The organism is Frankia sp. CcMO1, assembly GCF_977945845.1.
In genome coordinates, this window is sequence record NZ_CDWTMG010000018.1 from 1 (window position 1) to 22,563 (window position 22,563).

General features: G+C 73.8%; 19 protein-coding genes and 1 riboswitch. All 19 genes read right to left on the reverse strand.

Translation table 11 applies throughout. From position 1 onward, the window contains the following. Window positions 1–134: 134 nt before the first annotated feature. On the reverse strand, window positions 135–1,301 hold the full coding sequence (gene argJ / locus AC08OU_RS04385) for a bifunctional glutamate N-acetyltransferase/amino-acid acetyltransferase ArgJ (protein ID WP_476599890.1): 1,167 nt from the start codon (window positions 1,299–1,301) through the stop codon (window positions 135–137). A 99-nt stretch (window positions 1,302–1,400) separates the two neighbouring features. After that, complete coding sequence (gene argC, locus AC08OU_RS04390) at window positions 1,401–2,429, reverse strand: N-acetyl-gamma-glutamyl-phosphate reductase (RefSeq protein WP_476599892.1); 1,029 nt, start codon at window positions 2,427–2,429, stop codon at window positions 1,401–1,403. A gap of 64 nt (window positions 2,430–2,493) precedes the next feature. Beyond that, complete coding sequence (pheT, locus tag AC08OU_RS04395; RefSeq protein ID WP_476599894.1) at window positions 2,494–5,025, reverse strand: phenylalanine--tRNA ligase subunit beta; 2,532 nt, start codon at window positions 5,023–5,025, stop codon at window positions 2,494–2,496. A 3-nt stretch (window positions 5,026–5,028) separates the two neighbouring features. Beyond that, a complete protein-coding gene (pheS, locus tag AC08OU_RS04400) occupies window positions 5,029–6,132 on the reverse strand; it encodes a phenylalanine--tRNA ligase subunit alpha (RefSeq protein WP_476592988.1) in 1,104 nt (367 codons plus the stop codon). 165 nt (window positions 6,133–6,297) lie between these two features. Continuing rightward, window positions 6,298–7,443: a sensor histidine kinase gene (locus AC08OU_RS04405; RefSeq protein ID WP_476599908.1), complete on the reverse strand. Its 1,146-nt coding sequence runs from the start codon at window positions 7,441–7,443 to the stop codon at window positions 6,298–6,300. Beyond that, window positions 7,443–8,267 carry a TrmH family RNA methyltransferase gene (locus AC08OU_RS04410; protein ID WP_476599896.1) on the reverse strand — a complete coding sequence of 275 codons (825 nt, stop codon included), beginning with the start codon at window positions 8,265–8,267 and terminating at the stop codon, window positions 7,443–7,445. The genes AC08OU_RS04405 and AC08OU_RS04410 overlap by 1 nt, the downstream gene beginning before the upstream one ends. Window positions 8,268–8,371: 104 nt before the next feature. Then, a complete protein-coding gene (rplT, locus tag AC08OU_RS04415; protein WP_011437565.1) occupies window positions 8,372–8,752 on the reverse strand; it encodes a 50S ribosomal protein L20 in 381 nt (126 codons plus the stop codon). Between the two features lie 125 nt (window positions 8,753–8,877). Continuing rightward, the gene (rpmI, locus tag AC08OU_RS04420; RefSeq protein ID WP_011437566.1) at window positions 8,878–9,072 is read right to left on the reverse strand and encodes a 50S ribosomal protein L35; all 195 of its coding nucleotides are present in this window, start codon (window positions 9,070–9,072) and stop codon (window positions 8,878–8,880) included. A 97-nt stretch (window positions 9,073–9,169) separates the two neighbouring features. Then, a complete protein-coding gene (gene infC, locus AC08OU_RS04425; protein ID WP_462186894.1) occupies window positions 9,170–9,760 on the reverse strand; it encodes a translation initiation factor IF-3 in 591 nt (196 codons plus the stop codon). A gap of 343 nt (window positions 9,761–10,103) precedes the next feature. Further along, window positions 10,104–10,985, reverse strand: a complete 882-nt coding sequence (locus AC08OU_RS04430; protein ID WP_476599899.1) for an SseB family protein — start codon at window positions 10,983–10,985, stop codon at window positions 10,104–10,106. Between the two features lie 10 nt (window positions 10,986–10,995). Beyond that, on the reverse strand, window positions 10,996–12,555 hold the full coding sequence (locus tag AC08OU_RS04435) for a MinD/ParA family ATP-binding protein (RefSeq protein ID WP_476599901.1): 1,560 nt from the start codon (window positions 12,553–12,555) through the stop codon (window positions 10,996–10,998). Window positions 12,556–13,278: 723 nt separating this feature from the next. After that, on the reverse strand, window positions 13,279–13,761 hold the full coding sequence (gene ribH / locus AC08OU_RS04440) for a 6,7-dimethyl-8-ribityllumazine synthase (protein ID WP_462186897.1): 483 nt from the start codon (window positions 13,759–13,761) through the stop codon (window positions 13,279–13,281). Beyond that, on the reverse strand, window positions 13,758–15,251 hold the full coding sequence (locus AC08OU_RS04445; RefSeq protein WP_476604403.1) for a bifunctional 3,4-dihydroxy-2-butanone-4-phosphate synthase/GTP cyclohydrolase II: 1,494 nt from the start codon (window positions 15,249–15,251) through the stop codon (window positions 13,758–13,760). Before AC08OU_RS04445 ends, ribH begins: the two co-directional genes overlap by 4 nt. Further along, window positions 15,248–15,946, reverse strand: a complete 699-nt coding sequence (locus AC08OU_RS04450) for a riboflavin synthase (RefSeq protein WP_476599905.1) — start codon at window positions 15,944–15,946, stop codon at window positions 15,248–15,250. Before AC08OU_RS04450 ends, AC08OU_RS04445 begins: the two co-directional genes overlap by 4 nt. Before the next feature lie 127 nt (window positions 15,947–16,073). After that, a riboswitch (FMN riboswitch) is annotated at window positions 16,074–16,203 on the reverse strand. Between the two features lie 50 nt (window positions 16,204–16,253). Then, the gene (gene rpe, locus AC08OU_RS04455; protein ID WP_476595134.1) at window positions 16,254–16,964 is read right to left on the reverse strand and encodes a ribulose-phosphate 3-epimerase; all 711 of its coding nucleotides are present in this window, start codon (window positions 16,962–16,964) and stop codon (window positions 16,254–16,256) included. Between the two features lie 33 nt (window positions 16,965–16,997). After that, on the reverse strand, window positions 16,998–18,473 hold the full coding sequence (locus AC08OU_RS04460; RefSeq protein WP_476604404.1) for an RsmB/NOP family class I SAM-dependent RNA methyltransferase: 1,476 nt from the start codon (window positions 18,471–18,473) through the stop codon (window positions 16,998–17,000). Beyond that, window positions 18,470–19,525, reverse strand: a complete 1,056-nt coding sequence (gene fmt / locus AC08OU_RS04465; protein WP_476598954.1) for a methionyl-tRNA formyltransferase — start codon at window positions 19,523–19,525, stop codon at window positions 18,470–18,472. Before fmt ends, AC08OU_RS04460 begins: the two co-directional genes overlap by 4 nt. 291 nt (window positions 19,526–19,816) lie before the next feature. Then, entirely contained in the window at window positions 19,817–22,012 is a 2,196-nt protein-coding gene (locus tag AC08OU_RS04470; RefSeq protein ID WP_476598956.1) for a primosomal protein N', read from the reverse strand. Window positions 22,013–22,179: 167 nt separating this feature from the next. Next, window positions 22,180–22,563 (reverse strand): methionine adenosyltransferase domain-containing protein (locus tag AC08OU_RS04475; protein ID WP_476604405.1); only part of this gene is annotated, 384 nt, incomplete at its 5' end.

The following is a 22,563-nucleotide window of genomic DNA, read 5'->3' on the forward strand; positions in this document are numbered from 1 at the left end:
GCCCCGGGCGGTGGCGGCCGGGCCCCGCCCGGTGCCCCCGCCCGGGGCGGCGTCGCCGGTGCCATCGGCGCCTGCGGTGCCGCCGGTGCCGCCGTGCCCACCGTTCGAAGGCGGCAGTGTCCGGGTCGGGACGTTCATGTCGAGTACGCCGAGTTCTCGTAGACGTACCCGTCGGTCAGGTCGTTCGTCCAGACGGTGACCTCGGCGTCGCCGGCGTGCAGATCGACGCCGATGCGCACCTCACGGCCGGACAGGTCGACGAGGTCACGGTCCTCGCCGGGGGCCCCGGCCCGGCAGACCTGCACCTCGTTGATGGACACGTCCAGCGCGTCGGGCTCGAAGACGGCCTTCGTGGTGCCGATCGCGGCGAGCACCCGTCCCCAGCTCGGGTCCTTGCCGTACAGAGCGCACTTGAGCAGGTTGTTGCGGGCGACGGCCCGGCCGACCTCCAGCCCGTCGTCCTCGGTCGCGGCTCCGGTCACGGTGATGGCGATGGTCTTCGTCGAACCCTCGGCATCGCCGAGCATCTGCTGGGCAAGGTCAACGCACACCTCGGTGACCAGCCCCGCCAGCTCCGCCTCGGGCAGGCTGACCCCGGCGACACCCGAGGCCAGCAGCAGCACGGTGTCGTTGGTGGACAGGCAGCCGTCGGAATCGACCCGCTCGAAGCTGACCCGCGAGGACGCCCGGATCACCCGATCGAGGGTGGCGGCGTCCGCGACGGCGTCGGTGGTGACCACCACGAGCATCGTCGCGAGCGACGGCGCCAGCATCGCCGCGCCTTTGCCCATCCCGCCGATGGTGACACCCGGGGTCGTCGACGAGGTGCGGACCGCGGCCTTCGCGACGGTGTCGGTGGTGCGGATCGCCTCCGCCGCCGCGGCGCCGGCGGCGGCGGTATCGGTGAGGTCCGCCACCGCCTTGGTGGCGCCGGCAAGCAGGTTGTCCATGGGCAGGCGGACGCCGATGAGACCGGTCGAGCAGACCGCGACGTCGCCGGCACCGATACCGAGCGCCCCGGCGACGTGCTCAGCCGTGGCGTGGGTGTCGGCGAATCCGGCCGGACCGGTGCAGGCGTTCGCCCCGCCGGAGTTGAGGATGACGGCGCGCAGCCGGCCGTCGGCGAGGGCTTGGCGACTCCAGAGCACCGGAGCCGCCTGGACCCGGTTGGCGGTGAAGATCCCGGCGGCGGCGTCGGACGGCCCGTCGTTGACGACGAGCGCCACGTCCGGACGGCCGGACGGCTTCAACCCGGCTGTCACTCCGGCGGCGCGGAAGCCCCGTGGGGCGGTGACGCTCAACTCAACCCTCTCCTGTCCCCTGTCCGCGTTGCTGGTCGATGTTGCTGGTCGATGGTCCCGCGTCCTTACCGGCCTGCCGGCCTGCCGAGCCGGAAACGGTCAGGGGGCGATGCCCTGAGCGGTCAGCCCGGCGGTCTCGGGCAGGCCGAGCATCAGGTTGGCGCACTGCAGCGCCTGGCCAGCCGCGCCCTTGCCGAGGTTGTCGATCGCGGTGACGACGATCGCCCGGCCGGTCTCCGGGTCGAAGGTCCCCTGCACATGAACGGCGTTCCCGCCGAGCGTCGCCGCGGTGTGCGGCCAGCGCCCCGGCGGCAGCACCCGGACGAACGGCTCCCCCGCGTAGGCGGACCGCAGCGCCTCGTACACGGCGTCCGCGTCGGTGCCCGGGATGGCCCGGCCGGTACTGGTCGCGAGGATGCCGCGGGGAAGCGGGGCGAGCACCGGGGTGAAGGACACCGTCACGGTCGTACCGGCGGCCCGGGAGAGGGTCTGCGTGATCTCGGGCCGGTGCTGGTGGGTGCCCACCTTGTAGGCGGTCAGGTCACCCATCACCTCGCTGCCGAGCAGGTTCACCGTGGCCGAGCGCCCCGCGCCGGACGTGCCGCTCGCCGCGACGACGACCAGGTCGGCGGGCTCCACAAGACCGCCGGCCAGCAGCGGCACGAGCCCGAGAGAGGTCGCCGTGGGATAGCAGCCCGGGACCGCCACCCGCCGGCTCGCGGCGATCTCCGCCCGCGCCCAGGGGAGTTCGGGCAGGCCGTAAGCCCAGGTCCCGGCGTGCTCCCCCCCGTAGACGCGCCGCCACGCCTCCGGGTCGACGAGCCGATGATCGGCACCCAGATCGGCGACCCGTACGGTGTCGGGCAGGGTGGCGGCCACCGCGGCCGACTGACCGTGCGGCAGTGCCAGGAAAACGATGTCCGCGTCAGTCCCGGCCAGCGCGGCCGCGTCCGTGAACACCCGGCCCTCCAGGTCGGGCAGGTGAGGATGCACGTCCGTCACCGGCCGGCCGGCGGACGCGTTCGCGGCCAGCGCACCAATCTTGATCTCGGGATGGGCGAGGAGCAGGCGCAGCAGCTCTCCGCCGCCGTACCCGCTCGCCCCCGCAACTGCTGCCGTCACACCCATGATTGCAATTTTATACACGCCAACTCATTGTCATGCAATGAGGCTGGCGTAACCCGCCTCGGCCTCAGGCGCGCAGGGACGCGCCGGTGAGCTCCGCCGCCCGGGCGACCGCCGCGTCCCGCACCGCGTTCGCCTCGGCGGCCGTCAGCGTCCGGTCCCCGGCGCGCAGCCGCAGGCCGAAGGCCAGCGAGCGCTGACCGACCCCGACCTGGGCGCCCTCGAAGACGTCGAAGAGGGTCAGGGACTCCAGCAGGTCACCGGCTCCGGCCCGCAGTGCCGCCGTCACGTCGGCGACCGGCACCTCGATCGGCACGACGAGCGCCACATCCCGGTCGGCGGGCGGATAGGTGGAGATCGTCGGCGCGATCATCGGCGGCGCCGCCGACGCGACCTCGATCAGGGCGTCGAGGTCCAGTTCCATCGCGCCGGCCCGGGGCGGGAGCCCGGCGGCGCCGAGCACCCGGGGATGCAGCTCACCCGCGTGGCCCACGACCCGACCGTCGATCGAGAGCTCCGCGAGGCGGCCCGGGTGCCAGGGCATGACATTGCCGGCCCTGACCGTCAGGGTGACGCCCACCGCCTCGGCGACCACGTGCGCGGCGTCCACCGCGTCCGCCCAGTCCGCGTCCCGGGCCGGCGTGGACCAGCCACCTGGCTCACGGCGCCCGGTGAGGAGCACGGCGACGTGGCGGGGCTGGCCGGGCAGGGTCGAGTCCAGAGCGACGATCTCCGCGGCGGAGGGCCGACGATCCACCGGCGGGGTGACGACGCCCGTCGGGATCCGTTCGCGTTCACGGAACACCAGGCCGCTCTCGAACAGGGCGAGATCGCGCTGCCCCCGGCCGATGTTGCGCACGGCCGCCGCGATCAGTCCGGGTAGCAGGGTCGTCCGCAGGTAGCCGGCATCCTCGGCGATCGGGTTCGCGATCCGGACCGCCGCGCGCCGCGGGTCGACCGCAGCCAGGCTGAGCGCGTCGGCGGCGTCCTCGGGCACGAACGGCAGGGTGAGCACCTCGGCGAACCCCGCGTAGGCCAGTGCCCGGCCCACTGCGCGGTGCATCCGCTGCGCGGCGGTGAGCCCGCGCCCCGCGGGCAGCGACGGCAGGGTCACCGGGATGGTGTCGTACCCCTCCAGCCGCATGATCTCCTCGACGAGATCGGCAGGCCGGGTCAGGTCGGGACGCCAGGACGGCGGCGTCACGATCAGGACACCGGGCAGGCCCCCGGTCGCCGGCCCGTCGGCCACTGCGCAGCCGACGTCGCCGAGCCGGCGCCGCACCACCTCGGCGGGGTAGGGCCGGCCGGCGAGGCGTTCCGGTTCCGTCAGCGGCAGGGTCACCGGCGCCAGGCCGGGGCGGCGGTCCAGGTCGGTCACGCCGGGCTCGGGACGGGCGGCGGCGAGCTCGACGAGCAGGTCGACGGCCAGCGCCGCGGCGACCGGCGCGAGCGCCGGGTCGACGCCGCGTTCGAAACGCCGCGACGCCTCCGAGGACAGCCGGTGCCGGCGGGCGGTGCGGGCCACCGTGATCGGGTCGAAGTGCGCCGCCTCGAGGACGATGTCGGTGGTCGTCGCGGACACCTCCGTGCTGGCCCCGCCCATCACCCCGGCGAGCGCGATCGGACCGGTGTCGTCGGCGATGACCAGATCCTCGGGGTCGAGAGTGCGGTCGACCCCGTCGAGGGTGCGCAGCGTCTCTCCGGCGACGGCCCGGCGCACGATGATCGCGCCGGTCAGCTTCGCCCGGTCGAAGGCGTGCAACGGCTGGCCGAGGCCCAGCAGCACGGCGTTGGTGACGTCGACCGGCACCGAGATCGACCGCATCCCGGACAGCGACAGCCGCCGCTGCCACCCCGGCGGGGTGGTGGCCCGCGAGTCGACCCCGGCCACCACCCGGGCGACGTAGCGGTCACACGCCGCGGTGTCCTCGACGACGACCGGATAGGCCTCCCCGGCGGGCCCCGGACCGGCGGCCAGGTCCGCCGACGCGCCCGGGTCCGTGAACGACAGCGCGAAGGCGATCGCCGCCTCCCGGGCGATCCCCCGCACCGACAGGCCGTAGCCCCGGTCCGGAGTGACCGCGATGTCGAGCACCTCGTCGGCGAGATCGAGCAGCTCGGCGACGTCGGCGCCGATCGGCGCCCGCGGCGCGAGCACCAGGATGCCGCCGGACTCCTCGCCAAGGCCCAGTTCCCGGGCCGAGCAGATCATCCCCTCGCTGACATGGCCGTAGGTCCTCCGCGCGGTGATCTCGAACCCGCCGGGCAGCACGGCGCCGGGCAGCGCGACCGCCACCCGGTCACCGACGACGAAGTTGTGCGCCCCGCAGATGACGCCGCGCACGCCCTCGCCCTCGGATCCGGCATCCCCGGATCCGGCGCTCTCGGCGACCCGGACCTGGCACCAGCGGACGGCCTTCTTCTTCGTCTCGACGATCTCGAAGTCGACGATCTCCCCGACGACCACGCCGGAGAACTCGCCCCCGGCGCTGCGCAGTCCCTCGACCTCGAAACCGGCCCGGATCAACGCGTCGGCGACGGCCCGCGTGGGCGGCAGCCCCGCCACATACTCCCGCAGCCAGGACATCACGATCAGCATGGGTCAGTCCTCGATTCCGAACGGCAGGCTGAACCGGACGTCACCGTCGACGAAATCGCGGATCTCCCGGATGCCATGGCGGACCATCGCGGCCCGTTCCAGCCCCATCCCGAACGCGAAACCGCTGTACCGGGTCGGATCGACCCCCGCGGCCCGCAGGACGTGCGGGTCGACCATGCCGCAGCCGCCGGCCTCGATCCAGCCCTCGTCCGAGCAGACCCGACAGGGCTGGCGGGCCGCCTCCCCGCGGCAGGCGAAGCACTGCACGTCCAGTTCCGCGGACGGCTCGGTGAACGGGAAGAACGACGGGCGCAGCCGCGTCGACAGGCCCGCCCCGAACAACGCCTGGGCGAAGACCTCCAGGGTGCCACGCAGGTCCGCCATGGTGATGCCCCTGTCCACGGCCAGACCTTCGAGCTGGCCGAAGACCGGCGAGTGCGTCGCATCGATGGTGTCGTTGCGGTATGTCCGCCCCGGGCACACGACGTACACGGGCAGCGGGCGGTTCAGCAGGGAGCGGATCTGCACCGGGGAGGTGTGGGTACGCAGCACCCGGCCCGCACCGGTCGGCGCGACGTAGAGCGTGTCGTGCTCGCTGCGGGCCGGGTGATCGGGCGCCATGTTCAGGGCCTCGAAGTTGAACCAGTCGTGTTCGACCTCGGGTCCCTCGGCGACCTCGTAGCCCATCGCCACGAACACGTCGGCAAGCCGGTCGGACAGGGCGGTCAGCGGGTGGCGGGCACCACGGCGGCGACGGTCGACGGGCAGGGTCACGTCGACCCGTTCCTCGTGCAGCACCCGGGCGTCGCGCTCGGCGGTGAGTTCGGCCAGCCGGGCGTCGTAGGCGGCCTGTACCGCCGTGCGGGCGGCGTTGTGCCGGCGACCGGCGTCGGCACGCTCCGCACGGGGCAGGGCACCGAGCTCCCGGCGGGCCAGCACCAGCGGTGCGGAGGCGCCCTGGATGTGGGCGGTACGGACGGCTGCCAGCGCGTCGAGGTCGGCGGCGGCGCGGATCGACTCCCGCGCCGCGTCAACGGCCGCGTCGAGCTGATCAGGGTCGAGGGCGTGGACCCGGGACGGGTCGACAGTCTCTCCAGGGGCGGGCACGGTGCTCATCCTCGTCATCGGGTGAAAAGCAGGGCCATCCCGGCGGGAAGCCGGGGTCGTCCGGCCTGCGGCGGAGTTCGTCCGGGCATGGGGTGTCCGGTCCTGGGGCGGCGGCGCGCGCCTGGCCGCCCGGGGCGCCCACCGGTCGGTTCGCGGTGCTCGGCGTCAGCCGAACACCGGGCCACCGGCGGGCACGAAAAATCGGAACTCGGCGCCGCCACCCGTGGCCCGGCCGACCGAGATGGTGCCGCCGTGCGCCTCGATCAGTGCCTTGGCGATGTAGAGCCCGAGGCCGGTGCCGTTCCCGCGGCCGGCGCCCCGCCAGAACTTCGTGAACACGCGCGCGGCGTTCGATTCGGACACGCCTTCCCCCTCGTCGGCCACGCTCACCTCCGTGCCGCTGTCCCTGCCACGCAGCAGTACCGTCACAGTACCCGCACCATGCCGCAGGGCGTTGTCGACGAGGTTGTGCAGTACCTGTTCAATCTTGTCCGGATCGACCCACATCTCGGGCAGTTCGCCCTCATCGCAGATGAAGAACCGGTCGGCGCCCGCCGCACCCGAGGCCACCTTGCCGTCCACCACCGAACGCACCCGGGCGGGCAGGTCGACGATCTGCTTGCGGACCTGAATGCGTCCGGAGTCGATCCGGGAGACGTCCAGCACCTCAGTGAGCAGGCGCGTGACCCGGTCGGCGTCGGTGTTGACCGTGTTCAGCATGAGCTTCTTCTGCTCGTCGGTGAACCGGTCCCACTTGGCGAGCAGCGTCGCGGTGAATCCCTTCACGCTGGTCAGCGGCGAGCGCAGCTCGTGCGCCACGGTCGCGACCAGATCCGCCCGGTTGCGTTCCAGCCGCTCGCGGCTGAGGGTGTCGCGCAGGGACAGCGACACCCGCACCAGCCGACCGGCGACCCGGTTAAACCGCACCGTGACGTGGAAGTCACGGTCGTGGACCGGACCCGCATAGGTCAGGCGCCGCTCCGGCTGCCCGGTGACCCGCGGCAGGTTCCGGCTGGCTGCCGAGCACTCCCACCAGTCGTTGCCCCGCTCGTCCAGCAACGGGAGGACCTCGGTCAGATGCCGGCCGATCGCAGACGGTCCGTCCACCCCGGTGAGCTTCGCCGCCGCCCGGTTGAACACCTCGACGACGCCGACGGCGTCGGTCACGATCACCGAGTCCGGTAGCAGGTCGAAGGCGGCGGCAGGCAGTGGGCCGTCCAGCGCGGCCGACGCGGCCGAATCGGTGGAATCGGGCGCGCAGCCGGGGCCGGGTGGCGGTACCTGCCCGGATGGCGACGCGACAGTGTTCATCACCGTCGACCACCTCCTCCGGTGCCGTCAGTACCGGACCTGCCCGTTCTCTGCGCCCGCGCCGACGCGTAAAGGCACAGGGCGGACGCAACCGCAAGATTCAGGGACTCGGCCTGACCGTACACCGGTACCCGCAGAACCGCGTCCGCGGCGGTCAGAGTAGCCGAAGCCAGCCCATGTGCCTCGTTACCGAACAGCCACGCCGTCGGCCCGTCGAGCTCACCGGCGGCGACGGCGGTGTCGATGTCGCGATCCGCGGCTCCGGACGTCGCCACGATGCGGCAGCCCCGGGCCCGCAGCCGGTCCAGCACCACGGCCAAGGCTGGTTCCACGATCACCGGGAGGTGAAAGTGGCTGCCGGCCGAGGAGCGCACGCACTTGCCCCCGAAGGGGTCGACACCGCTCCCGGTAAAGACGACGGCGTCCGCTCCGGCCGCGTCCGCGCTGCGGATCACCGTGCCGGCGTTGCCCGGATCGCCCGCGCCGATGCACACCGCGACCAGCCGGGGGGCGTGCAGGTCGGCGAGCCGGTGAGCGGGCAGGGCCGCGACCGCGACGAGGCCCTGGGGGGTCACCGTCTCCGACAGCGACGCCACGGCCTCGTCCGTGACGACCCGGACCGGCACCCGGACCGCCCTCAGCAGCTCCTCGTGCCGGGGAGTCGCGGAGACTCCGACGAACACCTCGAGCAGCTCGCCGACGGCCGACGCCGCGCCCACCGCCTGCGCCCCCTCGACCAGGAACCTGCCCTGCTCGCGCCGGGCCGCGGGCCGCTTGAGGCGACGCGCGGCGCCGACCCGCCCGGAGCGCGCTCCGGCGATCACTCCGGGCCCCGGGGAAGGGGCCCTCGGGGAAGGAGCCGTCGACGGTGGGGCGTCGGTCGTGGGGGACACGCGGGAGGCGGGCACGGGCCGACGTCGCGACGGGCTCAGGCGGCGGTGGGCTCCGGCGCCGCCGCCAGCGCGGCCCGTGCCACCTCGACCAGGGCGGTGAACGCGACCGCGTCGTTGACCGCGAGGTCGGCCAGAATCTTGCGGTCGACTTCGACACCGGACAGCTTCAGACCCTGCACGAAGCGGTTGTAGGTCAGGCCGTTCGCCCGCGCCGCCGCGTTGATCCGAGTGATCCACAGCTGCCGGAAGTCGCCCTTGCGCGCGCGGCGGTCCCGGTAGGAGTAGGTCATCGAGTGGAGCATCTGCTCCTTGGCCTTGCGGTAGAGCCGCGAGCGCTGGCCCCGGTAGCCGCTGGCCTGCTCGAGGACCGTACGGCGCTTCTTCTGGGCGTTGACCGCCCGCTTCACGCGTGCCATGAGGGCACCTGTCTCCTTCGTTCGGGTGCGTCCGGCGGCCCGGGCCGGAGTCGGCCGCCAACGGCGGGCCGACCGCGACCGGCGGGCCCGCCGCAGTCGGGGCCGGAGTCGTCAGCGGGCCGCGGTCAGCGGGCGAGCAGACGCTTGACGCGTCGGTTGTCCGCCTTCGTCAACGGCACCACGCCATCCAGTCTGCGGGTGAGGCGGCTGGTCTTGTGCTCCAGGTAGTGGCGGCGGTTGGCCCGCTGGCGCAGCACCTTGCCGGACCCGGTGACCCGGAACCGCTTGCTCGCACCGCTGTGGGACTTCTGTTTGGGCATGTTGACATCCTGACGGGTTACGTGGGTGGTCGAACAACCGGCGTGGCGAGATCCGGAACCGGTGGCGGCGCCACCGCGCGGACTGCCCGCCGTCGAGTCAGGCGTGGCCGGCCGGTTCCGGCACCCGCTGCGGCTTCGAACCCTTGTGCGGGGCCATGACCATGGTCATGTTCCGGCCGTCCTGCTTGGGCTGAGCCTCGACATAACCAAGATCGGCCACGTCGGCGGACAGCCGTTGGAGCAGGCGGATGCCGAGCTCGGGCCGGGACTGCTCCCGACCGCGGAACATAATCGTAATCTTGACCTTGTCGCCGGCCCGCAGGAAACGCACGACGTGACCCTTCTTGGTCTCGTAGTCGTGCGGATCGATCTTCGGCCGCAGCTTCATTTCCTTGATGACGGTCTGGACCTGGTTCTTCCGAGCCTCCCGACGCTTCTGGTCGGACTCGTACTTGAACTTTCCGTAGTCCATCAGCTTGCAGACCGGGGGACGAGCGGTCGGCGCGACCTCGACGAGGTCGAGATCGGCCTCCTGCGCCATGCGCATGGCCTCACCGATCGAGACGATGCCGATCTGCTCACCCTCCGCGCCGACGAGGCGAACCTCGGGGACGCGAATCCGGTCGTTGATACGGGACTCTGTGCTGATGTGTTTCCTCCGTTGCTCGACGCGCGGGCCTGACCTCACCGCAGCGGAGCACCGAGCCTGGTACACCAGGCTCCCGGCCGACAACCGCGAGAACGGCTCGGCCGACCGGCGACCCGGCCACCGCGGCCACCAGCCGGAACTCCGGCCTGAGGACCTGCTGACGTCCCGGGGTGGCGACATCAGTGCTGACATCGGGTGGAGGGCGAACCCCCGCTTGGTCCTGCCGATCAGGCTCCGCACCGTGCCCTGGCTGCCTGGGAACGGCAACGCCAGCGGACGGAACAAAACCAGCCGGCAGGCGGTCTGAACCCCAGCGTAGCACCAGACCGGGCGACACGACGATCACATCATCGTCCGGGCGCTCCGAAAGGGCCGGCGGCACTCACCTCGCGAACCGCACCGGCCATCGGCGCGTCGGGCGCAGGCCCCGCCCCAGATGGCGGCGCACCGCCGCGGCCTCCCGCGCGCTCACGAGCAGCACGGCCGGGCCCGAGGCCCGCGCCTGCTCCTGCGCCGGGTCCGGATCAGCGGCGAGCAGCCGGGGCAACCGCCGGGCGAGCAACTCCCCGGACCGCGCGTCCGCATCTCCGTCCCGGCGTACCGCGACGGCAAGCACCGGGCGTGGTGCGCCGGCACCCGGGAGGAGCAGTTCCGCCGGCCACACCTCGACCCGCTCGGTCACGGTCCGCAACGCCTCTTGGACCCGCTGCCGGGACAACGGTCCATCCGGATCGGATGGACGGCGCAGGGCGGTCACCCTCAGCTCGTCGAGGTCCGCGGCTTCGGTCGCACGTGGCGTGTCGAGAGTCCCGGGCGGCGAGTCGGAGTCGGATCCGCCGGGCACCGTCGCGGGACCGCCCGGCCCGACGTCCAGACTGGCCGAGCGCGGACCGGCCACGTCGATCACCACCGCTCCGAGCCCCAGCCGGACCGCCTCCGTACAGGCGTCCACCGCGGCGACCGGAACCGGCCGGGCCGAGGCGCGCCAGGCGGTGAGCGCGCTGACGCTGGAGAAGATCGGTAGCGCGGTCGCGCCGGACGGGGTGCGCAGGGTCGTCAGCGCCATCTCGCTGGTCTTGTCCGCACCGGTGACGGCGTCGGCGGCGGTGAGCCGAGCCTCGACTCCGACGAAGACCCGGGCCTGGCGCAGCGCGGCGGTCAGAACGGCGGGGTTGACCGGGCTGGCGGCGAGCGCTCGGGTGAGCGACTCATCGGCGCGGCCGTCATCGCCCTGACCGGACGGAGTCAGCAGATCGTGTGCCATTCTCGCCAGCCTAGGGCCCAGGCGACGCGGCGGGCCGGTACCGGATCGGGTCCGTGGCATTCACCATGGCTCGGACGGACCCGGGCCCGGGTTGGGGGCACCGACCGGGGGCGGCGATGGCGGACCGGGCCAGCACGGTGGCCGGTTGCGACCCGGGAAGCGGGGCGGTGGCGACCGCCCCGGCGAGGCGCTGGAAGGCGAACCTGGTCCGGCGACGCAGGCGGTACCAGCTGATCGGACGGCTGTCGGCGAGCGCCGCGTCGAACGGCACCGGCACCGTCATGTAGGCCCGGTCCTCAAGATGCTCGAGACGCAGCCGTGCCCCGCGGCTCAACCGGGAGGGATACGTCTCGACGACGGCCACGATGACGGTGGCAGCGAGATCTGGCCGACCAGCCGCGGTCAACGCGGTCAACGCGTCGTCCGCACCGGCGATCTCCGTCTCGCCGGCCCGGATCGTCAGCACGACGAGGTCCGCCCGCGCCAGCAGGGTGGCCGGCACCGGCTGGCTCCACCCCGGTGGGGCGTCCGCGACGACGACCGGATACCAGTGTCCGAGCAGGTCGAGTGCCCAGGCCAGCTCCTCGGGAAGCAGCCCCGGCCCGGTGAGATCACGCAGTCCGGCCAGCACCTCCAGGCCACCGGAGCCGTCGGAGGCGACGAACCGGCGCACGTCCTCCAATGAGGACACCGGTGGCCGCGCCGTGGCCAACTCCCGCAACCCCACGCCCGGTGGCATGAGGCCGACCCGGTGCGCAAGCAGCCCGGACTGGTCCGGGGAGGCATCCACGGCCATCACCCGATGACCGTGGTGCTCCGCGATCGCCAGTCCCAGACCCGCGGCGACCGTCGTCCGGCCGCCTCCGCCACCGAATCCCCCGACCAGCACCCGCCGCCCACCGGCCCGCGCCCGCGCGACCGGCGAACCGCCCGCTCCCGCGACGGCCGGGACCACCGCCGGACCACGGGACGGCGTCACCGCGGCCGCCGCCCGGACGGGCAGGGAAGGGGCCGGACCGGACCGCCGTGCCGGCAGGTTCGCGGGGACCGGGACGGACCAGGCTGGCTCCGTACCGGGCGTTTCGACCGCCTGCCGGCCGACCGTGGGTCCGCCCAGGGGGTCGGCGTCGAGCCACGCCTCCGGCACCGGCCAACCCGGGTCAGCCGCCGCGGACGGGGGAAGCCGCCCGGCTACGGGCCCGGCACCGAGCGAGCCGTCTGGGGGCGGCGCGGTGGCGGCCCAGGAAACGGGGACGACCGGCGTCCCATCCGGGAGGTTCACCGGCTGCCCGGCGGCGGGGACCAGTACCGCAATGTTCTCCCAGGTCTCCCCGGGCGGCGGGACGGCCGGAAACGGTGGGGGGACGGCCGGGGGCGGCGGCGCACCGGGCGGTGGATCCGGTGGCGTCGGGTACTGGTCCGGACCGGTCGGGTACTGGTCCGGCGGCCCGGCCGCCGACGTCGCGGCGGCGGCGAGGTCGGGCGTCCACCCCGCTCCGCCGGGCATGGTGAGCGAGGCACCGGGCCACGCGGAGCTCGGGCCGGGCGACGCGGTCAATGGAAGGCCCACGGGGGGCGCGCTCCGGCCCGACGGGGGCGGTGGCGCGGGCGGTGGGGCCGGTGGCATGGGAGTGGGCGGCGGGCCTGCCGTGCTCCCGCGCCCCCCGGAGGGGCCCCCCGTCCGACCGGCACCGGGCTCCGAACGGGTCACGCCCGGACGTGACCGGATGGGACGACGGGTAACCAGAGCGTTACGGGGCGTCTGAGGCTCGGTCAGTCGTAGGCCGAGCAGCGAGATGGGGCGCGCGTCCCCGCCACCACCCGGTTCGGTCGCGCCGGGATCCCGCCGGCCGGGCCCGGCCGCGATCCGTTCCCCGACCTCCGGATTCCCTCCGACCGGGCCGGTCGACGCCGACGTCTCGTCACCGTTCCAACTCCCACCGTGACTTACCATCCGCGCCACCCCGCCCCCATGTGTACCGGCCGACGGGACCTCCTCCGATCCCACCGCGAAGTATGACGCCAGAGCGCAAGGGCACCGATACGACGTGAGACCACAGTCTCGTGTAACCGGCCGTCCCGACAAGAGCACCGGACTGATCGGGACAGACTGATCGGGACAGCCGGAATCAGAGCCACGAGCAGCGAACACACCACCGACACACCCGATCCACTTCGAATCGCCATGTGACGGCAACACCATACCGAGAGCATGTCACGCGGACGGATCGGCCTCGCACCGTGCGTGTGAACTCCTGATGCGGAACGTTCCGGCCAGTGACGGCGTGGGAGCTCAGCCGGCGAGTTCCAGATCGCGCAGCACCGCGGCGGTGCCCAGCGCGGCCAGGGTCGCCTCCCGGCCCTTGTCCTCGCTGGACCCGGGCAGCCCGGCGCGGTCCCGGGCCTGCTCGACGGTGTCGCAGGTGAGCACGCCGAAGCCGACGGGGACGCGGGCGTCGAGGGTGACGCGGGCGAGCCCCGCGGTGACGAACTGACAGACGTAGTCGAAGTGGGGGGTGCCGCCCCGGATGACGACACCGAGGGCGACGACGGCGTCATGCCGCGCCGCCAGCGCGGCGGCGATCACGGGAAGCTCGACCGCACCGGAGACCCGCACGACGGTGGGTGCCGTCGCGAGGCCTGTGTCCTTCGCGGCGCGCAGCGCGCCAGCAAGCAGCGCATCGGTGATCTCGGCGTGCCATCGGGTGGCGACCACCGCCAACCGCATGCCCGCGACGGGCGGAAGCACCTCCGCGGGAGCCCCGAGGCCGCTCACAGACCCTCCCCCTCGGCACAGTCGGCCCCGGCGGGCGTACCCGGGCCCGCGCCGCCCGCGATGGCCGTGCAGCCGGAGGTGACGGGCACCCTCGACGCTCCCGGCACCCCCGGCACCCTCGACGCCCCCGGGATCCAGCGCGAGCCGGCCGGCTCGTCCTCGCCCACGGCCCTAGGCAGATCGGACATGCCGGGTAGACCCGGAAGGCCGGGCAGACCGGGAATGACGTGTCCCATCCGGTCCCGCTTGGTGGTCAGGTAGCGCAGGTTCTCCGGCGTCTGGGTGACCGGCATCCCGATAAGTTCGACGATGCGCAGGCCGTAACCCTCCAGCCCGGCCCGCTTCGTCGGATTGTTGGACAGCAGCCGGAGGCCGCGCACGCCGAGGTCGACCAGGATCTGGGCTCCGGTGCCGTAGTCGCGGGCGTCGGCCGGCAGGCCCAGCGCGAGGTTGGCATCGACGGTGTCGTGGCCGGCGTCCTGCAGCTGGTAGGCCCGCAGCTTGTGCATCAGGCCGATGCCCCGGCCCTCGTGGCCCCGCATGTAGAGCACCACCCCGCGCCCCTCGGTCGCGATCATGCGCAGTGCCGCGTCGAGCTGGGTTCCGCAGTCGCAGCGCCGGGAGCCGAAGACGTCCCCGGTGAGGCATTCGCTGTGCACCCGGACCAGCACGTCCTCGCCGTCACCGAGCTCGCCTCGGATCAGCGCGATGTGTTCGACGCCGTCGAGGATGTTGCGGAACCCGACCGCCCGGAACGCCCCGTAACGCGTCGGAAGCGATGCCTCCGCGACCCGCACCACCTGCTTCTCGGTCCGCCGACGGTAGGCGATAAGATCGGCGATGGAGATCAGTAGCAGCCCGTGCTCGCGGGCGAACTCGGCGAGCCGGGGAAGCCGGGCCATCGTCCCGTCGTCGTTCACGATCTCGCAGATCGCACCGGCCGGCCGCAGCCCGGCGAGCCGGGCGAGGTCGACCGCGGCCTCGGTGTGGCCGGGGCGGCGCAGCACCCCGCCATCCTTGGCGCGCAGCGGGAAGATGTGGCCCGGCCGGCTCAGGTCGCCGGGCATGGTCTGCGGGTCGGCCAGCAACCGGATGGTGCGGGCCCGGTCGGCGGCGGAGATCCCGGTGGAGACGCCGTCGCGGGCGTCCACGGTGATGGTGAACGCGGTGCCCATCCGCTCGGTGTTGTGCGGGACCATCTGGTCCAGTTCGAGCCGGTCGGTGTTGGCGGCGTCCATCGGCACGCAGATCACACCGGAGGTGTACCGCGTCATGAACGCGACCAGCTCGGGTGTGGCGGCCTCCGCCGCGAAGATCAGATCACCCTCGTTCTCCCGCTCGTCGTCGTCGACGACGACGAGCGGGCGGCCGGCGGCGATCTCGGCGAGCGCGTCCTCGATGGCGGCGAACCGCACGTCGGCATAGCCGGCGGGAAGGGCACCGGCGGGAAGGGTGGCCGTCGAGAAGGCGCCGGCCGCGGATGTCGTCATCGGTGTCGTCCGTTCGGTTCGATGGGGCCGGCATGCAGCTTCTCGACGTACTTGGCCAGCACGTCGACCTCGATGTTGACCAGGGAACCCGGCGCGCGGCGACCCAGCGTGGTCAGTGCGAGCGTGGTGGGGATCAGGCTGACCGTGAAGGTGGCCGGTGAGTCGCCACCGGCCGGCGAGATGTCGACGACGGTCAGGCTCACCCCGTCCACCGTCACCGAGCCCTTCTCCACGAGGTAGCGGTCGAGCCCCTCGGGGAGCGCGATGCGCACGAGCTCCCAGCCCTCACCGGGCTGCCGGTCGAGGACCGCGCCGACGCCGTCGACGTGCCCCTGGACCAGGTGGCCTCCCAGCCGGTCCGCCAGCCGGACGGGACGTTCGAGATTCACCCGGTCACCGACGGCGAGCTTCCCGAGAGAGGAACGCACCAGCGTCTCTCGCATCACGTCAGCAGTGAACGCCGACGGGCCGTCCGTTGTGCCGGGTGGGCCGCCGGCCGTACCGGTCTCGGCGCCCCCGTCGAGCCCCGGGCGGGCGAAGGAGGTCACCGTGAGACAGACACCGTTGACGGCGATGGACGCGCCGTGACTCACATCACCCAGAACCGTCTGACAGGCGATGGTGAGTGCCGCCGACTCCGACCGCGCATCCACCGCGGTCACCACGCCGAGTTCCTCAACGATGCCGGTAAACATCCGACCCGTGCCCCTCGCTCCCGGGCACCCGCACCCTGGGCGAGGAGAAACCACGCGGGACCACGCCGGCACGCTCACGCCGGCACGCGCCCGCGAGCAGTCAACGACCACCACGGGCACTCGGCCCGCGCGCATCCTCCCATCCGGACTTTAACCGTCGGTCCCGGAATTCCACCGGGTCAGCCGTCCCAGTACCTGCGGACGGGTCGCGGACTGTCACCGCCGGTTCGGAGTTTCACCGACCCCGGAGCGCGCGTGCTGTTAGTTGTACTGCCTCAAGTCTGGCATATGAAGCCGCCGGACGCGGTCACGCCGGCCCAACCGCCGAGCGTGGCGCGGGCGGGGACAGCCGGGGCGCCGCCCGCAGCGCCTGCTCACGCAGCCGCTCGACGGCCTGGCCCGGATCGGCCGCCCCGAAGACGGCCGTGCCGGCGACGAACACGTCCACACCCGCCACCGCGGCCCGTTCGATCGTCTCGGCGTTGACCCCGCCGTCAATCTGCAGCCACAGGTCCAGCCCACGGGCGTCGAGCAGGCGCCGGGCGGCCTCGATCTTCGGCAACACCTCGGTCATGAACGTCTGACCGCCGAAACCCGGCTCGATGGTCATCAGCAGCAGCAGGTCGAACCGGTGCAGGTCGTCGAGATAGTGCTCGATCGGGGTGTTCGGCTTCACGGCGAGGCCGGTGCGGGCCCCGGCCGCCCGGATCGCCCTGGTGGTGCGGGGCAGGTCGGACACGGCCTCGGCGTGAATGGTGACGTTCGCCGCGCCGCGCTCGGCGTACCCGGCCGCCCAGCGGTCGGGATCGTCGATCATGAGATGACAGTCGAGCGGAGTATCCGTCACCGCGCGCAGGGCCGTCACCGTGTCCGGCGCGAACGCCAGGTTCGGGACGAAGTGGTAGTCCATCACGTCAACGTGCAGCCAGTCAGCCTGCCCCTCGACCGCCAGGGCCGCGTCGGCGATCCGGCCGAAGTCGGCGGCGAGCAGGCTGGGGTAGATCTGCGCGGTGGCCATTTCGCGAGGGTATCGGCTCCCGGGTCCGACGCCTCAGCTGTCGACCCGGCGCAGCAGGGCGACGAACATCGCATCCGTGCCGTGGAGATGCGGCCAGAGCTGGACGAACGGGCCGTCACCGATCCGGTCGACCTCCGGCAGGGTCAGGCGGGCATCGAGGATGGAGGTGTCGGCGCGTTGTCCGGCCACGCCACGCACCACCTCGACGCTCTCAGCCGGGTGCGGGGAACAGGTCGCGTACGCCACCACCCCGCCCGGGCGGACCAGGTCGAGCGCGGCAACGAGCAGCGCACGCTGGAGCGGGACGAGCGCGGCCACATCGGCCGCGGTCCGCCGCCACCGGGCCTCCGGCCGACGCCGCAGTGCTCCGAGGCCGGTGCAGGGGACGTCGACCAGCACCCGGTCGGCCCCATCGGGCCGCAGCGGCGCCGCCCGGCCGTCGGCGCGCACCGTCCAGGCCCGCGCCGCGCCGCCCAGGGACCGGGCCACCATGGCCGCCCGGGTCGCCCGGGGCTCGACCGCGATCAGGGCCGGCCTGTCCGGTGGACCCAGCCTGTCCGGCAGACCCAGCCTGTCCGATGAGGCGGAGCCGCCGAGCAGCGCGGCGAGCAGGGCCGCCTTCCCGCCGGGACCCGCGCACAGGTCGACGGTCAGCCCGAGGTCGCGGCCCACCGTCGCCGCGCGGGCCAAGGCCAGGGTGACGAGCTGGCTGCCCTCGTCCTGCGCGGCGGCCGCGCCCGCGGCCACGGCGGGCAGCCCCGCCGGGTCCCCGCCGTCGAGGCGTACCGCATACGGCGAATAGGAGCCGGGCCGGGCGGTCAGACCTGCTTGCGCGGCCTCAGCGAGCAGCTGGTCACGGTCCACCCGGCCCGGGCGGGCGACCAGGTGTACCGCGGGTCGGGCGTCGTCTGCCTCCAGCGCGGCGCGGGTCGCCGTGAGGTCGCCGGCCAGGGCCTCCGCGACGACCTCGACGATCCAGCGGGGATGCGTCGTCACGACCGCCAGGTGACCGACAGGGTCGACGTCGAACTGCGGCGCGGACAGCATCGTGGCGAGATCGCCGCCGGTCTCGGCTACCCGGGCGGCCACCCGACGCAGCACGGCGTTCGCAAAGCGGACCGGGCGCTCGCCGCTCGTCGTGCGGACCAGCTCGACGGTGCTGGCCACGGCCGCGCGGGCCGGGACCCTGGTCCGCAGCAGCTGGTAGGCGCCCAGGCGCAGCGCGTCGCGCACCGGCGGGTCGATGGTGTGGACGGGTCGGCTCGTCGCCGTGTCGAGCACCCCGTCGAGGGTTCCCTGCGCGCGCAGGGAACCGTAGGCGAGCTCCGTGACGAACCCGCGGTCCCGGGCGGACAGTCCGCTGCCCGCCAACAGGGACGGCAGCAGCAGGTTGGCGTAGGAGCCGCGCTCGTCCACCGCCCGAAGCACCTCCCAGGCCAGCAGCCGCGGCCGGTCGACGCTTGACGCTGGCCGGGGCCCACGGGTGCCCGGCGAACCGGCCGATCTCACGACGTTCCTCCACTGACTGGCATCGCGCCGGCCGGGCCACCGCCGGCCGGGCCACCGCCGCCGGCGCCGGCAGCGGTCCGTGCGCCGATCTCGCCGAGGGTCTCCCCCTCGGCGATCCGGACCCCGCGGGCCCAGGCGGCGGCCGCCATCGGGCCTCGTCCCTCGGGACGTACCTCGCCGAGGAGCACCGGGCTTGTGCCCGTGCCGACCGCCACGTCCCCGCCGGGGAGCACCATGATCTGACCCGCCGGCAGCCCGGCGGGCATCACTACCGGCCCGGCCGACCGACCGGGCACCGCGCCGAGGCGCACCGGGCCGATCTTGAGCCGCCGGTCGCGGAACGTCGTCCAGGCTCCCGGCGCGGGAGTGGCGGCCCTCGCCAGCCGATCCACCGCGATCGCCGGCTTCGTCCAGTCGATCCGGGCCTCCTCGACGGTCAGCTTCGGCGCGAAGGAGATCCCCTCGGCGGGCTGGGCCACGGGCCGTACCGTCCCGTCGGCGATGCCGTCCATCACCGCGACCAGCAGCCCGGCGCCGGCCTCGGCGAGCCGGTCCAGCAGGTCACCGGAGGTATCCGTCGGCCGAACCCGCTCGGTGAGGACACCGTAGACCGGACCGGAGTCCATCGCCGGTTCGATCTGGAAGACGCTCGCGCCGGTCAGGTCGTCCCCGGCGAGCAGGGTGCGCTGCACCGGAGCCGCCCCGCGGTAGGCCGGCAGCAGGGAGAAGTGCAGGTTCACCCAGCCGTGGCGGGGAATAGCGAGCGCCGCAGGCGGTAGCAGCGCGCCGTAGGCCACCACCGGGCAGCAGTCGGGCGCGAGGCCGGCAAGCGTGGCCAGGAACTCCGGGTCCCGGGGCCGGTCCGGGCTCAGCACCGGGATGCCGGCCTCGTCGGCCAGGACGTGGACGGGGGGCGGCTTCACCTTCCGCCCCCGCCCGGAGGGCCGATCGGGCCGGGTGACAACCGCGACCACGTCATGGCGCGGGCTGTCGATCAACGCCCGCAGGCTGGGCAGAGCCACCGCCGGGGTACCGGCGAAAACAAGACGCATACGCGAAGCACCGATCCGTCGCGACGTCATTGCCGACGCCGTGACCGTCTCCGGGGGTCATCGATCCGAGGTGTCCGACCGGGCCGGGACCATCCCGCCGTTCTCCGGCCGGGAGTACGGGCTGACGTCCACAGGCCTGTCGCCGCCGACGACCGTACCCCGCCGGCGCTCGGAGGTGGCGGACGGCCGCGGTCCGGGCCGGGCCCGCGACCGGGGATCATGAGCCATGGCGCGAAGCCGGCCGTGGTGTGCGGGGCCACGCCAGGCGGTGCGAACCAGACCACGCCGGCGCTACCCGAGGACCAGGGGGTCGAGCTGGATCCGTAACCGGCCGGTGGTTCGCCGGGTCGCGAGGACGCCGCGAGCGGATCGCAGCGAGGCCGCCAGAGCCGCGCCGCGCTCGCGCCGGACCCGGATCAGGACCCGTTCGATCTCCTCGGGGCCGGAGGTGGCGCTGTCGGGGCCGCGCTGCCCGGCGCCCACGGCGGACGGATCGCCCTGGTTCGCGCCGTCGAGAACGGCCCGCGCGGACGGTGCGGGGGGCAGCGGTACCGGCCCGAGCACATCGGCGCCGTCGGGAAGCTCGACGGCGGCCAGCAGCTCCGCGACCGCCGCGGCGGTGCCCGCTACGGACGCCATCCGGGTCGCCGGCGGGAACCCCAGCTCCGCCCGCTCGTCGGCCTCCCGGGCGACGAACGTGCCGGGATCCCAACGGACGAGCGCCTGGACCGGCCCGAGTCCGGCGTCGGCCGCGACGATGACCCGCCCCCCGCGCGCGGCGGGCCGGGCGAGCGCGGCGGCGGCGGTCCACCGGCGCAGAGTCTCCTCCCCCGCACGCAGGTCGGGACGGCCCAGCAGAGCCCAGCCGTCGAGGAGCAGCACCGCCCCATAGCCGCCGTCCGCCACGGGCTCCGCCCCCGGGGTCGAGATGACGAGGGCCGGTTCGGCGGGCACGGTGGCGAGCACCCCGTCCCGGCCGGAGGTGCGGACCGGGACGCCGGGAAAGGCCCGCCCCAGTTCCTCCGCCGTACGACGATCTCCCGTCACCGAGGCGCGCAGCCGCGGGCCCGAACAGGACGGGCAGTGCCAGACCGCCGCGGCGACCGGACGGCCGCACCACCGGCAGGAGAGCGCACCACCGCCCGCCGCCCGGCCCAGCGGCCCCTGACAGTGCGGGCACCGGGCGGGCCGCCGGCAGGCCGCGCAGGCCAGTGACGGCTGATATCCCCTCCTCGGCACCTGGACCAGTACCGGCAGACCGGCCGCCAGCGCATCCCCGGCGGTCCGCACCGCGAGGGAGGGCAGCCTCGCCGCCCGGGCTGCGGGGTCACGGGCGTGTTCGAGGTCGGAGCCGGTGGCCTCGGCCCGGGGAGCCAGCGCGCGTACCTGCTCCCGGGGCAGCACCACCGGGTGCGCCCACCCCGTGCGCACCAGCGCCTCGGCATCCGTCGACGGGCAGAACCCGCCGATCACGAGCGCGCACCCCTGGAGCCGGGAGCGCAGGACGGCGACGTCTCGGGCGTGCGGGTACGGGGCCAACGGCTCAGCATGCAGGTCGTCACCGTCATCCCACACCACCACCAAGCCGAGCTCGGCCACGGGCGCGAACATCGCCGCGCGGGTACCCACCACCGCCCGCGCCTGTCCGCGGCTGACCGCAAGGAACGCGCGATACCGCCGGGCCGGGCCTAGATCGGCCCGCAGTGCGATGGTGGTCTCCCGACCGACCGCGGCGACCATCGCCGCCTCGACCCGATCGACATCACGATGATCGGGTACGACGACGAGTACGCCGCGACCGGACGCCGCCGTAGCGGCGGCCGCGGTGGCAATCATCTCCGGCCAGGCGGGGCCGGGCGGGGCCCACCAGACCGCCCTCGGTGACCTGCCCGCAGCCAGGGCGGTGAGCATCGACGGACCCGTGGGATAGCGGCCCCACTCGCCGGGTTCCGGCGGCACAGCCTCAAGCCCCGGCGGCACAGCCTCAAGCCTCGGTGAGACAACCTCCGCCCGGCCGTGGCGGGGAGGCACGGCGAGCCGGAGGACGTCGGCCAGCGTGCCGGCGTAACGATCGGCAACCGCGCGGGCGAGTTTCGCGACGGACTCGGACAGCACAGGCTCCGGCGAGATCGACCGGGCCAGCGGCGCGAGCTGACCGGAATGGTCGGAACTCTCGCGACGCTCCAGCACGAACCCGTCGACCAGCCGGCCCGCGAACCGGACCCGGACCCGGGACCCCGGCACCGCCAGGTCAGCCAGGTCCGCCGGCACGAGGTAGTCGAAGGGGCGGTCGAGATGGGCGAGCGGAGTGTCGACGGCAACCCGCGCCACCGGCAGCCGCGCGGCGAGCGGCCGCGGCGAACCGGGACCCGCGGAGCGCGAAATTCCCGACCGCGAAGCCCCTGACCGCGAAGCCCCCGACCGGGCACCCCCCGGGCCGGCCGCTGACGGGCTGAGGCCGGGGAGGGTGCCGGGGTGCTCGGTCATGACGGCATTCGTACCAGCCGCCTACGACATCCTCCGACCCCGTTCATCCTCCGACCCCGTTCCCTCGCCGGGACGGCGACCGGCGGGACACGACCTCCCCGATCTCCCGATCCGCTCCCGGGACCCGCGTGACAGGGGTCCCGGGGGGGCGGGAGACGAGCGTCGGGTCAGCCCTTGACGGCGCGCTGGAGAGCCTCGGCGCGTGCGGTGGACTCCCAGGTGAAATCGAGCTCGGGGCGACCGAAGTGGCCGTAGGCGGCCGTCTGGGCGTAGATCGGCCGCAGCAGGTCCAGATCCCGGATGATCGCTGCGGGACGGAGGTCGAACACGCTCGTCACCGCGTCCTGGATCTGGATGTCCGGGACGGTTCCGGTGCCGAAGGTCTCCACGAACAGGCCGACCGGCTGCGCCTTGCCGATCGCGTACGCCACCTGGACCTCGCAGCGGCTGGCGAGACCCGCGGCGACGACGTTCTTGGCGACCCAGCGCATCGCGTACGCGGCGGAGCGGTCGACCTTGGACGGGTCCTTGCCGGAGAAGGCGCCACCGCC